This window comes from Gemmatirosa kalamazoonensis (assembly GCF_000522985.1).
Lineage (GTDB): Bacteria > Gemmatimonadota > Gemmatimonadetes > Gemmatimonadales > Gemmatimonadaceae > Gemmatirosa > Gemmatirosa kalamazoonensis.
In genome coordinates this window covers 4,780,055-4,793,052 of sequence record NZ_CP007128.1, presented here as the reverse complement: position 1 = coordinate 4,793,052, position 12,998 = coordinate 4,780,055, and the positions used below count along the sequence as shown (strand labels likewise).

The following is a 12,998-nucleotide window of genomic DNA, read 5'->3' as shown; positions in this document are numbered from 1 at the left end:
CACCGGAGATGTGATGCGGAGAACGCTGCTCGTGCTCGCGCTGCTCGTCGCGTGCCATCGAGGCGCACCGCGTGCCGCGCCCGCCGCGCGCGAGTCGTTCGTGAACCCGCTCGTGCGGCAGCGCGCCGACCCGCACGTCTTCCGCGACACCGACGGGACGTACTGGTATACCGCGACCGTCCCCGAGTACGACCGCATCGAGCTGCGCCACGCCCGCTCGCTCCAGGCGTTAGGCAGCGCCGAGCCGGTGGTGGTCTGGCGCGAGCACGCGCAGGGGCCGATGGGCGCGCACATCTGGGCGCCGGAGATCCACCGCATCGGCGGCAAGTGGTACGTCTACTTCGCCGCCGGGCGCGCGGACTCGGTGTGGAACATCCGCCTCTACGCGCTCGAGAACGCGTCGGCGAACCCGCTCGCCGGCGAGTGGGTCGAGCGCGGGCAGATCCGCACCGGCCGCGAGTCGTTCGCGCTCGACGCCACCACGTTCGAGCATCGCGGGGTCCGCTATCTGGTGTGGGCACAGAAGGACCCGGCGATCCGCGGCAACAGCAACCTGTACATCGCGGCCATGGAGAACCCGTGGACGATCCGCGGCACGCCCGTCCTGCTCTCGCGGCCGGAGTACGATTGGGAGACGCGTGGCTACTGGGTGAACGAGGCCCCGGCCGTCCTCGTGCGCCACGGCCGCGTCTTCCTCACGTACTCGGCCAGCGCGACGGACGCGAGCTACTGCATGGGGATGCTCACCGCGAGCGACACGAGCGACCTCCTGGAGCCGCGGTCGTGGACGAAGTCGCGCGCGCCGGTCTTCGCGAGCAGCGACTCGACGCGGCAGTACGGGCCGGGGCACAACGCGTTCACCGCCGACGCGAGCGGTGCCGACGTGCTGGTCTACCACGCGCGGAGCTACCGCGACATCGTCGGCGATCCGCTGCGCGACCCGAATCGCCACACCCGCATCCAGCACATTCGCTGGCGCCCGGACGGCACGCCCGACTTCGGCGTCCCCGTCGCCGATGGGCCAGAATCGAGATGATGCGTCCTCACGCCTCACGCATCGCGGAGTCCGTCTCCTCCCACGCCTGCCGCAGCGCCTGGAGCAGCACCTCCGTCGGCTGCGCGCCGGGCACGCCGTAGCGCTCGTCGAGCGCGAAGAACGGCACGCCGTCGACGCCGAAGTCGCGCGCGCGTGCTTCGTCGGCGCGCACCGCGTCGGCGAACGCGTCGCCGTCGAGCGCGGTGCGCGCCTCCGCTTCCGAGATCCCGACGTCCGCGGCGAGGCGCGCGAGCACGTCGCGGTCGCCGAGCTCCGCGCCCTCGGTGAAGTGGGCGGCGAACAGGCGCTCCACCATCTGCGCGCGTCGTCCGACCGTCGCCGCCAGGTGCGCGAGCCGGTGCGCGTCGAACGTGTTCGCCGGGCGCACGCGGTCGAAGCGCATGACGAGCCCCTCCTTCGCCGCCTCGCCGGCCATGCGCGCGTTCATCGACTGCGCCTGCGCGAGCGGCACGCGATACTTGCGCGCGAGCGCCTCCGCCGACGTCCCCTCCTGCCGCGCCGGCGCGTTCGGGTTCAGCTCGAAGCTGCGCCACACGACGTCGATCGCGTCGCGATGCGCGAACTCGTCGAGCGCACGCTCGAAGCGCCGCTTCCCGAGATAGCACCACGGACACGCGATGTCCGACCAGATCTCGACTCGCATCTGCGGCGTCGGTTGCACTTGAAAGGCGCCGTGAGATCGGACGGCTCAGCGCGCCGTCGACAGATCCCGCACCGCGGCCGCGAGCAGGCGAGCCTTCGCCCCGTCGCTCGACCGGCCGGCGTCGGCGGAGAGCGCGCCGGCGAGCGTCGATAGTGTGCCGGAGCGCGCCGATCCGCTCTGTCCTTCGGCCGTCGTGAGCGCCTGCCGCACGGCGGCGATGCGCGCGGCCGGCAGGCCGCCGGAGCGCTCGAGCTGGTCGACGTACGCGCGCGCGAGCGCGAACGACGGCGGCCACACGATCTTCGGCTGCCCCTGCGCGTTGAGGTAGTCGAGGTGCACCGTCTTCGCGGCGTCGATCTCGTTCTGCGTCAGCGCGTCGCTCGGCAGCAGCTCGAGTACGTCGAGGCCGCGCGCGATCTCGGAGCTCACGATCGCGCCGTTGTACCAGTACACCGACCACGAGCCGGCCATGTCCATCCGCGTCGCGTCGAGCGGGCCGCGGTCGAAGAACGCGATCTCCGTCGGGTGCTTCGGGTCGGTCCAGTCGAACACCGAGATGCCGCCCTGGTACCACGCCTGCACCATTACGTCGCGCCCGGGGATCGGGATGAGCGAGCCGTTGTGCGCGACGCAGTTCTCCTGCGACGTCTGCGCCGCCGGCATCTTGTAGTAGTTCTGGAACTGCAGCTTACCGTTCTCCACGGTGAAGATCGCGTCGGCGCCCCACTGCTTCGGGTCGGAGGCGCGGCACTTCGGCGAGCCGCCGCCGCCCCACTCGTCGCTGAACAGCATCTTCGTGCCGTCGTTGCTGAACGTCGCGGAGTGCCAGTACGAGAAGTTCGAGTCGGCCACCGCGGCGATGCGCCTCGGGTGCGCGGGGTCGCGAATGTCGATCAGCATCCCGTATCCCTCGCATGCGCCGCCGGCGAGTCCGATTCCCGGGTAGAGCGTGATGTCGTGGCACTGCGTCGGCCCCGGGCGCGGCCCGTTCCCCGGTGTCTCCGGCTCGCCGAACATCGCGCGCACGATGCGCGGGAACGCCTCGCGCAGCGCCGCCGAGTCGGCCGCCGTCGCCGCGCCGGTGCCGCCGCGCGCCTTCACGATCGAGTCGAGCATCGGCTGCGTGTACTTCGCGCCGAGCACGAACTCGTCGCCGCCCAGGTTGACCGTGTACTCGCCGCGCGCCTTCGCCGCCGCGAGCTCGGCGACGTCCTCCGCCGTCATGCCGTGCGACGCCGGCTCCGTGAGGTCGTTGAAGATGCGCGGGCTCGACACGATGGCCGCCTGCTCGGGATGCGCGAGCGGCACCTTGATCACCTCGATGCGGAACCGCGCCGAGCTCGGGTCGTTCGGGTCGCCGCCGCGGTCGATGCACCCCGGCATCTCGTTAGGCGAGCGCGGGCGCGACGACCCGGAGATGTAGACGTACACGTTCGCCGGATCCTTCGGGTCGACGAGCATCGAGTGCGTGTGCGACCCGCGGCACGTCTGCACGTTGCCGATGTACTTCGGGTTCCGGATGTCGCTGATGTCGAACAGCCGGATGCCGCGGATGCGGTCGTGGCTCACCGTGTCCTGCACCCCCTGATCGCCGCAGTCGAGCCGCGACGAGTTCGACTCGGCGGACACGACGAGCAGGTTCCGGTACACGGACACGTCGCTCTGCGACGCCGGGCAGAAGAACGACGTGGCGAGCGTCGGGTGGCTCGGGTTCGAGATGTCCCATACCTGGAACCCGTTGTAGTTGCCCTGGATCGCGTAGTTGCCGATGAACGCGAGGTCGGAGTTGATCCCGCTCTGGAACCGCTCCGACGGCTTCGTCGCGGAGAGGAGGCGCATGTTCCACGCGGCCGTCGCGGCGTCGTACTTCCCGGCCTTCAGCCCGACGCGCGGGTCGGGATTCGGCGGCGAGACCACGAGGCCGCGCTGGGCGGCCGCACCGGAGGCGACCAGGGCGAGGGCGGCGCCGGCGAGGGGGATGCGAAGCAGTCTCACGGTGTGCTCCGAGAAGAGGAGTGGCGTCGGTCAGCGGGGCGCGCCGAACAGGAGCGCGGCGAGCATGCGCTGCATCCGCGCCACCTCCGTGCTCTGATCGACGTTGACGTCCGTCGCGAACTTGAAGACCGTCTCGTCCTGCCCGGCGCCGTAGCTGTCGAACAGGTCCTTCACCATCGAGATGGCGCCGCTGTGATGCTGGATCATGAACCGCAGGAACAGCCGGTCGAACTCGGGTCCGCGCGCCGAGTCGAGCTGCTGCAGCTGCGCGTCGGTGAGCATGCCGGGCATGAGCTCGTGATGCATGCCTTCCATCCCCGGCATGCCCGCCGTGTGCAGCGGGTCCGGCACCGGCTTCTCGCGGTCGCGCAGCCATCGCTGCATGATGGCGATCTCGTCCTGCTGCGCGTTGATGATGCGCGCGGCGAGCGTGCGCACGGCCTCGCTGGCGTCGTGCGTGGGCGCCATGCGCGACATGTAGATCGCCTGCGCATGGTGCCCGATCATCCCCGACATGAAGCGGACGTCCGCCGCGGTGTACGGGCGGCGCGCGCTGTCCGCCCGCGCGCGCGCCACGTACGCGCTGTCGCGCGCCGCGGGAGACTGGGCGCCGAGCGGGACGGCGAGCACGGCGATCGCGGCCACGAGCAGCGTGGCCGAGGACGCGGGAGCCTGGGGGGGCATCGGAGAGAACTTCGCGACGCGCCGAGCGTTCCGCTACGGGGCGCACCGACTCCCCTGTGATCGACGCCTCTTGTCGCGTCGTGTCCCGCGGGCAGTATTCAGCGACCGCTCTCGCCACCTGCCGCCGGATCCGATGTCGCTCCGACCGTCCGAGGTACCGCGCGCGCTCGGCCCCGACGCACCTCCACTGGCCGCCGCGCCGACGCGCACGCCGATCGCGCCGCCGCGGCCGATCTCATCGCGTCGATTCGACCGCTCCATCGTCGACGGCCCGCTGCGCGAGGCGGTGTGGAAGCTCGCCTGGCCCACGATGCTCACGAACGTCGTCGGCGGGCTGCAGGGGATGATCGACCACGTCCTCGTCGGCAACTTCGTCGGCTACACCGGCAACGCCGCGATCGGCGTGAGCTGGCAGATCTTCGTCGTCGTCATCGTGTTCATGATGTCGCTGTTCACCGGCATGAGCGTGCTGGTGGCGCGCTTCGCCGGCGCGGGCGACGAGGAGACGGCGGATCGCACGGTGTACCAGGCCTTCCTCGTCGCGATCGTGCTGTCGCTCGGCGTGATGGCGCCGGTCGGCTACTTCGCGTCGCCGTTCCTGCTCGACCTCGTGCACGCCGCGCCGGCGGTGCGCGCGGAGGCGCTGCCGTTCCTGCGGATCGTGTTCGCGTTCAGCGGCGGCATGCTCGTGTTCTTCATGCTCGGCGCTGCGCTCCGCTCGGCCGGCGACGCGCGCACGGCGATGGTGCTCGGCATCGTGCTCACGGTGCTGAACGCCGCGCTCAACGTGCTGTTCATCCGCGGTTACGGGCCGGTGCCGGCGTATGGCACGCGGGGCGCCGCGATGGGCACCGTGATCGCGTCGGCGCTCGTCGGCGCGTACTCGCTGTGGCGGCTGTGGCACGGCGGCTGGGTCGTGCGCTTCCCGCGCGGCCGCGCCCTGCTCCCCGACTGGACGCTCATCCGCTCGATCTTCCGCTTCGGTCTTCCGACGGGGATCCAGGGGATCGCGATGAACGTGGGCGGCGTGCTGATGCTCGGCTTCATCGGCTCGCTCGCCCAGAGCGCGGCGGCGCAGGCGGCGTTCGCGGTCGGCTACTCGCAGCTCTTCTCGCTCATCACGTGGACGTCCACCGGACTGCTCGGCGCGGCGGCCGCGGTCGCGGGACAGAACCTCGGCGCGGGGAACGCCGACCGCGCCGAGGAAGCGGTGCACGCGGCGGCCCGCTACGGGCTCGGCGGCGCGGCGCTGCTCGGCGCGCTGTTCTTCTTCATTCCGGGGCCGCTCCTCGCGCTGTTCGGCATGCACGACGCCGCGCGCGAGATCGGCGTGCAGCTGCTCCGCGTGCTCAGCGTGTCGGGGCTGTTCATCGCCGTCGCGCTCACGTACACCGGCGGGCTGCAGGGCACCGGCGACACGAAGAGCCCTCTCTACATCTCCATCGTGTCGCAGATCGTCGTGCCGCTCGGCATCTGCTTCGTGGTGCAGCGGCTCGGCCACCTCGACCCGATCGACATCTGGGTGGCGATCCTGGTGGGGCACGTGACGCGCTGCGCGCTGAGCGTGCTGCGGTTCAACCAGGGGAAGTGGCGCGCGATCGCGGTGGACCTCGACGGGCGCCGTTAGGCGCCGAAGGGGGCGCACATGGTGTTCTGCTCGACCTGCGGCCACGGCAACGCCGACGGCGTCGCGTTCTGCGTCAACTGCGGCGTCCTGCTCGCGTCGAGGCCCGCGCCCGTGCCCGCGCCACCGCCGCCACCGCCGCCACCGTCGCACACGCTCGCCGCGACGCGGCCCGCCACGACGCTCGTCACCTCGCTCGCCGCCACGCTCGTCCGGGTGCGGCCCCAGCCGCAGCGGATTCCGCCGTTGTCGGCACGTCTCCGCGGCTGGATGCGGCGCCCCACGACCGTGCCCCCGCCGCTGCCACCACCGTTCCGGATCTACCCGGACAAGCGCGAGGTCACGGTGCCGCTGCTCCCCGCGTTCCGCTTCGTGCACGAGCCGGTGGGGCAGTGCGCGGCGCCGCGCTTCGTCGGACGGCGCAACGAGCTGGAGTCGCTCGCCGAGCGGATCCTGTTCTCCGAGGGCGGCTCGTTCCTCGTCACGGGCTACCGCGGCGTCGGCAAGACGTCGTTCGTCAACCAGGTCATCCGCACGCTCGACGATTCGCTCGCCTGGGCGCGGACGCTGCTCGGCGAGACCGAGGTCGTCGACGTGTACCTGAACGTCGCGCGTCCCGTGCGGCCGGGCGAGATGATGCACCACATCATCCGCCGGCTGCACGATCGGCTGCGCGAGCGCGGGATCTACGAGCGGCTCGACGCGGATCTGCGCGACGCGCTGACGCTCGCGTTCCAGCGCACGTCCATGAACATGGCGCGGCAGACCGCGGAGTCGTCGGAGCTCGGCGTCGACGAGGCGAGCCTCGGCGGCGAGTGGATGAAGGCCGCGCTCAAGCTCTCGCTCACGGCGAAGCGCTCGCGCTCGAGCCAGCAGGAGACGTCGTTCCTCGGCTACGACGACAAGGCGGCGGAGCACGACGTCATCACGATCTCGCGGCGGCTCGCGGCGGGCTACGTGCCGCCGACGTCGCGCTGGCGCCGGTTCCGCGACGGGCCGCCGGCGCGCGTGCGTCTCAAGATCATCTTCGTGTTCGACGAGCTGGACAAGCTCGAGGAGTTCGCGCGCGCCGCCGACGGGGAGAAGCCGCGCCGGCCGGCGATCGACGGCATCATCGGCGCGCTGAAGAACCTGTTCACGACGTCGGGCATCACGTTCATCTTCGTCGCCGGCAAGGACCTCCACGAGCGATGGCTCGAGGACGTGGGGCGCGGCGACTCGGTGTACGAGAGCGTCTTCGCGTACGACAAGTACCTGCCGTGCCTGTGGACCGACGTCGACGCCATCTGCGACACGCTCGTCGACGACTCGAACGGGTGGGCGCCGTGGGGGCGCGAGGTCTACGCGGCGTTCAAGAAGTATCTCGCCTACCGCGGCCGCGGCATCCCGCGCCGCATCATCCGCACGTTCAACGAGTACGTCGAGTGGGACGGCCACCGGCCCGCGCTCGCGTTCACCGCGGAGGACGTGCGGCGCGTGCGGCTGTTCGCCGGCCTGCAGGATCTGATCGACGCGCACGCCGCGACGCTGTTCGGGGAGTCGCACGAGGAGGTCGTCGGGACCCAGAGCGACAAGCGCCGGCTCGGCGTCTACTATCTCATCGATTGGATCCTGCGGCGCGGCACCGCGGAGTTCACGCTGAAGGACGTGCTCGACGCGTCGCGCCGCCTGAGCGCCAAGATCGCGCTCGCCGAGGAGATCGCGCCGCGCGTGGCCGAGGACATCGTGCGCATCCTGCTCGACGCCGAGTACATCCAGTCGTCGAAGCAGAGCCTCTCACGCGTGGTCGTCGGCGCGGCCGCCGCCGAGGAAGGTGCACGCTACCGCGTCACGGCGCGACGGCTCGTGGAGCTCGGTGCACGCGCCACGACCGCGGAGCTCGATGCGCTCGACGGCGACGCGGCGGACGCCGCGCCGGGGAAGGGCACACCGGCGCCGAAGGCGGTCGGACGCTTCCGCATCGTGCGCGAGATCGGGCGCGGCGGCATGGGCGTCGTCTACGAGGCGCTCGACGAGCGGAGCGGCGAGCGCGTCGCGGTGAAGCTGCTGCTCGACGCGCTGGCGAACAACGACGAGATGGTCGCGCGGTTCGAGCGCGAGGCGAGAGTGTTGGGCGCGCTCGACCACCCGAACATCGTGCGGCTGCGCGACACGGGCCGCTCGAACGGGCACGTGTACATCGCGATGGATCTCGTCGATGGCGTGACGGCGGAGGAGGTCGTGCGGCGCTGCGGCCGGCTCGACCTCGACACCGTGGTGGCGATCGCCGGCCCCGCTGCGGAGGCGATCGACTACGTGCACCAGCACGGCTTCGTGCGCAACGACGTGAAGCCGGAGAACATCATGGTGACGTCGGCCGGGCGCGTGTGCGTGCTCGACTTCGGCATCAGCCGGCGCGGCATGGCCGACGGCGAGCACGGGTCGCGCACGCGCGACGGCATGCTCGTGGGCACGCCGCGCTTCATCTCCCCCGAGCAGGCGTTGGGCCGCAGTGTCGACGAGCGCTCGGACGTGTACTCGTTCGGCGTCGTGCTCTATCGCCTGCTCACGGGTGTCTACCCGTTCGACGACGCGGACCTCGTCGACGTGCTGGCGGCGCACGCGCATCGCGAGCCGCCCCCGCTCTCGCGTCACGCGCCGATCGCGCCCGAGGTCGAGGCGATCGTGTTGCGCTGTCTCGCGAAGGACCCGGCGGACCGGTACGAGCGGATGTCGGCGGTGGCGAACGAGCTTCGCGCGGCCGCGGGGAACGACGCGCCGGTGGACCTGCAGGCCCTCGTCCGCGAGGTGCGTGACGCGGGGCGCGCGGTGGAGGCGCTCGATCAGGCGCGCACCAACGCGGGCGTGGAACCGGTCGCGGAGCACTCCGTGTGGAGCGGCGGGGACGAGGTGAGCCTCGCCGACCTGCCGACACCCCACTGGACCCCCGCGCTGCCCGCGGCGCAGGCCGCACCGGTGAAGGGAGCCGCGGCGCCGGTCGTGGCGTCGCGCACCGCACCGGGGCTCGTCGCCGCGCCGCCGCCCACGCCGTACACGCCGCCCGACCCCACGCGCGCACCGCGTCCCGGCCTCGCGCTCGTGGACGGGCCCGCGGACCACGTGAGCTCGCGGACGCGCGCCGCGCCGGCGGGCTTCCGGCTCGAGGGACGCACCACGCTCGGCCGCAACAGCGAGAACGACATCGTGCTCGCGCACTGGAGCGTGTCGCGCTACCACGCCGTGCTGGACGTGGACGACGGCGGCTGGTTCGTCGAGGACGCGAACTCGTCGAACGGCACCGCCGTCGCCGGCGAGCGGATCCTCGGCCGCCGACCGCTGCGCGACGGCGAGGAGATCCGAATGGGCGTGTTCGGCTTCGTGTTCCGCCGCTGATCGCGCTCGACCCGCTACTGCCGCTCCCAGAACGGCGGCGGCTCGATGCCCAACGCGCGCAGGTAGACGTAGCCCTGGCCGCGGTGGTGGACCTCGTTGTCGATCGTGTACAGCAGCAGGTCGTTCGTGACGCCGGTGAAGCTGCCGAACGCGGTGATGGTCTCGTTGAACCGCTCGGCGGGGATCCGCGCCCAGTTCGCGTCGATGTCCGCGGTGCTCTGGTCCCACGCGCGCAGCAGCTCGTCGCGCGACTGCGGGGGCGCGGCCTTCCAGTCGACCACGGCCCACTCGCCCGTCGCCGCACCGCGCACCATCGGCGCGGCCATGCGCACGAGCTCCCAGGCGAGGTCGCCGAACGAGCGCATCCCGCCGATGGAGAACGTGAACAGCTTGTCCTCGGGGAACGCCTCGATCATGCGGCGGGTGAGCCGGCGATGCCCCTGCCAGTGCTGCCGGAAGGCGTCGGCGGTGAGGAACGCGACGCCGGCGGCGTCGGCGCGAGCGGGAGTCACGGGGCTGGACACGGCGGACCTCGGTGCTGGTTCGGCGTTTGTACGGGGAGCCCCAAATTAGCCGAGTCATTTGTCTCCGCAAGCGGATCCCGGTCGCGCGGCTCGTCACTATAGCCATTGACGATATAGCCACGCTGGATATAGTAGCGGGCATGACCCGCACCGACGTCGACGCCCTGCTCCCGCTGCCGCCCGCCACGTTCCACATCCTGCTTGCGCTCGTCGACCAGGAGCGGCACGGCTACGCCATCATCCAGGACGTCGAGGCGCGCACCGAGGGCGCTCTGCGGCTCAGCGCGGGGACGCTCTACCGCTCCGTCGCGCGCATGGTGGAGCAGGGGCTCATCAAGGAGACGTCGCGCCGCCCCCCGATCGCGCTCGACGACGAGCGGCGCCGCTACTACCGCATCACGCCGTTCGGCACCGACGTCGCCCGCGCCGAGATGCGGCGCCTCACGGAGCTCGTGCGGCTGGCGCGCGCGCGCGGCCTCACGCCCACCGCCACCCCGGAGACGGCATGAGCCGCCGATTCTACCGGGCGCTGTTGTGGCTCTACCCGAAGTCGTTCCGCGTGGAGTACGGCGCGGAGCTGGCCCACACGTTCGAGGAGTCCACACGCGGCCGGAGCCGGTTGGCCGCCCACCTCGCCGCCATCGGAGACGTCGTGCCTAACGCGATGCTCGCCCACGGGACGGTCCTGCGGCAGGACCTGCGCTACGCCGTCCGCGCCATGAGCCGTTCGCGCGGCTTCGTCACCGCCGTGGTGCTCGTCACCGCGCTCGGCGTCGGCGCCAACACCGCCACGTTCTCCGTCGCCGACGCGGTGCTGCTCCGACCGCTGCCGTTCCCGCAGCCGGACGCGCTCGTGCGGCTCTGCGAGGGGCCGCGCGACGGCAGCGGGTGGGGCTGCATGAACGAGCTGTCGCCCGCGAACTTCCGCGACGTCGTCGCCATGGCGAGAAAGACGCGCGGGTGGGGCGCGTTCACCGGAGCCGAGGCGAATCTCGTCGGCGGCGGCGAGCCGGTGCGGCTCTCGGCGACGGCCGTCACGCCGGAGGTGCTGCCCGTCCTCGGCGTGCGCCCGCTGCTCGGCCGCGTGTTCGACGCGAAGGACGCGACGGACCCGCGTGCCGGCACCGTCGTGCTGAGCTACGGCCTCTGGCAGTCCCAGTTCGGCGGCAACCCGGACGTCGTCGGCACGACCATCCGGCTCGACGACGTGCCGCGCGTGGTCATCGGCGTGATGCCGCGCAGCTTCCACTTCCCGACGACGAACGACCAGCTCTGGACGCCGCTCGTGCTCCGCGAGGAGGACTACGCGGAGCGCGACAACACGTACCTGCAGGCGATCGGCCGACTGGCGCCCGGCGTGACGTTCGAGTCGGCGCGCGGCGAGCTCGCGATGATCGCGGCGCGGCTCGCCCGGGATCACCCGGAGACGAACGAGGACGTGGGCTTCTCCTTCTTCCGGCAGCGCGACCAGGTGCTGCCCCGGTACCGGGTGATGCTGCTCGCGCTCTGCGGCGCGAGTCTCAGTCTGCTGCTGCTCACCGGCGCCAACCTGGCGAACCTGCTGCTCGTGCGCGCATCGGCGCGAGAAAGGGAGCTGGCGGTGCGCGCCGCGTTAGGCGCGGGGCGCGAGCGGCTCGTGCGGCAGATGCTCACCGAGAGCGTGGTGCTCGCGCTGCTCGGCGGCGCGGTCGGCCTGCTCGTCGCGATGCTCGCGGTGCCGCTGCTGACGCATCTCGTGCCGACGTCGCTGCCGCTCGCCCACGAGCCGCGGCTCGATCCGCGCGCGCTGCTCATCGCCGGCGCGTTCACGGCGCTCACCGGCATCGGCTTCGGCCTCCTCCCCGCCACCATGGTGGGCGGACGGGCCGCGTTCTCGGCGCTGCGCGACGGCGCGCGCGCCGGCGGTGGACGTCGCCAGCGACTGCGCGCGGTGCTCGTCGCGGTGGAGGTCGCGGTCTCCGTTGTGCTGCTCGTCTCGTCCGGGCTGCTGATTCGCGCCGTCTGGAAGGTGCGCGCGGTCGACCCCGGATTCACGACCGAGCAGGTGCTGACGATGCGCACCGCGCTGCCGTCGCCGCGCGCCGCCGACACGCTGCGCCGCACGGAGTTCTACGACCGCGTGCTGGCGGGGGTGCAGAGCCTCCCCGGCGTCCAGGCTGCGGCGTACACGAGCGGTCTCCCGTTCGTGCTGTGGGGCGGGATCGGGGCCGCGGAGATCCCCGGCGAGGACGAGCGCAACCGACGGGCCGACGGCGAGAGTCTCCGCTGGATCACGCCGCAGTTCTTCACCGCGCTCGGCGTGCCGGTCCTCCGCGGGCGCGCGATCGCCGACGGCGACCGGTTCGGCCGCCCGCTCGTCGCGGTCGTGAGCGAGGCGTTCGTGCGGCGGCACTGGCCTAACGGCGAGCCGCTCGGCAAGCGCTTCCGCCTGCGAGGCATGGACTACACGGTCGTCGGCGTCGTGCGCGACATCCGGGTGCGCGGCCTGGAGCGCAGCAGCGAGCCGCAGCTCTACTTCGCGGCTGCGCAGGCCGGCCAGCTCGGCGGGCTGTACGTCCCGAAGGACCTCATCGTCCGCGCGAACGGCCGCAGCGAGACGCTCCTCCCCGCGATCCGTCGCGTGATCCGCGGCGTGGATCCGGAGCAGCCGATCTCCGACGTGCGGCAGCTCAGCGAGGTGGTGAGCAACCAGACCGCGGACCGTCGCGCGCAGCTCGGCGTGCTCACGGCGCTCGCCGTGGTCGCGCTGCTGCTCACGGGCATCGGCATCTACGGGCTGCTCGCGTTCATCGTCGCCCAGCGCGCGCGAGAGATCGGCGTCCGCCTCGCGCTCGGCGCCGATCCGCGGCGCGCGGCACGCATGATCGTCTTCGAGGCGGTGCGTCTCGCGCTCCTCGGCGGCATCCCGGGCGTGCTCGTGGCGTACGCCGCGGCGCGCGCCATGCGAGCGTTGCTCTTCGGGGTGCCGCCGAGCGACCCGCTGGCGCTCGCCGCCGGCGTGGGCGTGGTGCTCGTGGCGACGCTCATCGGCTCGCTCGCTCCGGCGCTGAGCGCGGTGCGCGTGAGCCCGCTGCTCGCCATGCGCGCTGACTGATCACC

Annotated in this window: 9 protein-coding genes; 5 read left to right on the top strand and 4 right to left on the bottom strand. The window is 72.1% G+C overall.

The window, feature by feature from the left end; translation table 11 throughout:
* The first annotated feature begins 13 nt into the window (after positions 1-13).
* Entirely contained in the window at positions 14-1,036 is a 1,023-nt protein-coding gene (locus J421_RS20785; RefSeq protein WP_025413103.1) for a glycoside hydrolase family 43 protein, read from the top strand.
* Positions 1,037-1,043: 7 nt separating this feature from the next.
* On the opposite strand, the gene J421_RS20780 is transcribed toward J421_RS20785, so the two are convergent.
* Genes J421_RS20780 through J421_RS20770 form a run of 3 tightly spaced genes read right to left on the bottom strand, consistent with a single transcriptional unit; the run spans position 1,044 to position 4,379 of the window.
* Complete coding sequence (locus J421_RS20780) at positions 1,044-1,700, bottom strand: DsbA family oxidoreductase (RefSeq protein ID WP_025413102.1); 657 nt, start codon at positions 1,698-1,700, stop codon at positions 1,044-1,046.
* A 45-nt stretch (positions 1,701-1,745) separates the two neighbouring features.
* Positions 1,746-3,695: an LVIVD repeat-containing protein gene (locus J421_RS20775; protein ID WP_201773057.1), complete on the bottom strand. Its 1,950-nt coding sequence runs from the start codon at positions 3,693-3,695 to the stop codon at positions 1,746-1,748.
* Between the two features lie 30 nt (positions 3,696-3,725).
* Positions 3,726-4,379: a DUF305 domain-containing protein gene (locus tag J421_RS20770; protein ID WP_104022883.1), complete on the bottom strand. Its 654-nt coding sequence runs from the start codon at positions 4,377-4,379 to the stop codon at positions 3,726-3,728.
* Positions 4,380-4,512: 133 nt separating this feature from the next.
* Between J421_RS20770 and J421_RS20765 the strand changes: the two genes are divergently transcribed.
* Both J421_RS20765 and J421_RS20760 read left to right on the top strand, forming a co-directional pair.
* Positions 4,513-6,006, top strand: a complete 1,494-nt coding sequence (locus J421_RS20765; RefSeq protein WP_158508858.1) for an MATE family efflux transporter — start codon at positions 4,513-4,515, stop codon at positions 6,004-6,006.
* A gap of 18 nt (positions 6,007-6,024) precedes the next feature.
* Positions 6,025-9,375 carry an FHA domain-containing serine/threonine-protein kinase gene (locus tag J421_RS20760; RefSeq protein ID WP_025413098.1) on the top strand — a complete coding sequence of 1,117 codons (3,351 nt, stop codon included), beginning with the start codon at positions 6,025-6,027 and terminating at the stop codon, positions 9,373-9,375.
* 14 nt (positions 9,376-9,389) lie between these two features.
* Here J421_RS20760 and J421_RS20755 read toward each other — a convergent pair whose 3' ends face one another.
* Complete coding sequence (locus tag J421_RS20755; protein WP_236646275.1) at positions 9,390-9,899, bottom strand: DinB family protein; 510 nt, start codon at positions 9,897-9,899, stop codon at positions 9,390-9,392.
* A 140-nt stretch (positions 9,900-10,039) separates the two neighbouring features.
* Here J421_RS20755 and J421_RS20750 point away from each other — a divergent pair, with 140 nt between their 5' ends.
* Together J421_RS20750 and J421_RS20745 are read left to right on the top strand one after the other, a co-directional pair.
* Positions 10,040-10,408 carry a PadR family transcriptional regulator gene (locus tag J421_RS20750; protein ID WP_025413096.1) on the top strand — a complete coding sequence of 123 codons (369 nt, stop codon included), beginning with the start codon at positions 10,040-10,042 and terminating at the stop codon, positions 10,406-10,408.
* Positions 10,405-12,993, top strand: coding sequence for an ABC transporter permease (locus J421_RS20745; RefSeq protein WP_025413095.1), 2,589 nt, complete (start codon positions 10,405-10,407; stop codon positions 12,991-12,993). Before J421_RS20750 ends, J421_RS20745 begins: the two co-directional genes overlap by 4 nt.
* The last annotated feature ends 5 nt before the right edge of the window (positions 12,994-12,998 follow it).

Coding starts and splice junctions, on each gene's coding strand:
- J421_RS20780 (WP_025413102.1), bottom strand. CDS start 1,700: ATGCGAGTCGAGATCTGGTCGGACATCGCGTGTCCGTGGTGCTATCTC.
- J421_RS20765 (WP_158508858.1), top strand. CDS start 4,513: ATGTCGCTCCGACCGTCCGAGGTACCGCGCGCGCTCGGCCCCGACGCA.
- J421_RS20750 (WP_025413096.1), top strand. CDS start 10,040: ATGACCCGCACCGACGTCGACGCCCTGCTCCCGCTGCCGCCCGCCACG.
- J421_RS20770 (WP_104022883.1), bottom strand. CDS start 4,379: ATGCCCCCCCAGGCTCCCGCGTCCTCGGCCACGCTGCTCGTGGCCGCG.
- J421_RS20760 (WP_025413098.1), top strand. CDS start 6,025: ATGGTGTTCTGCTCGACCTGCGGCCACGGCAACGCCGACGGCGTCGCG.
- J421_RS20745 (WP_025413095.1), top strand. CDS start 10,405: ATGAGCCGCCGATTCTACCGGGCGCTGTTGTGGCTCTACCCGAAGTCG.
- J421_RS20785 (WP_025413103.1), top strand. CDS start 14: ATGCGGAGAACGCTGCTCGTGCTCGCGCTGCTCGTCGCGTGCCATCGA.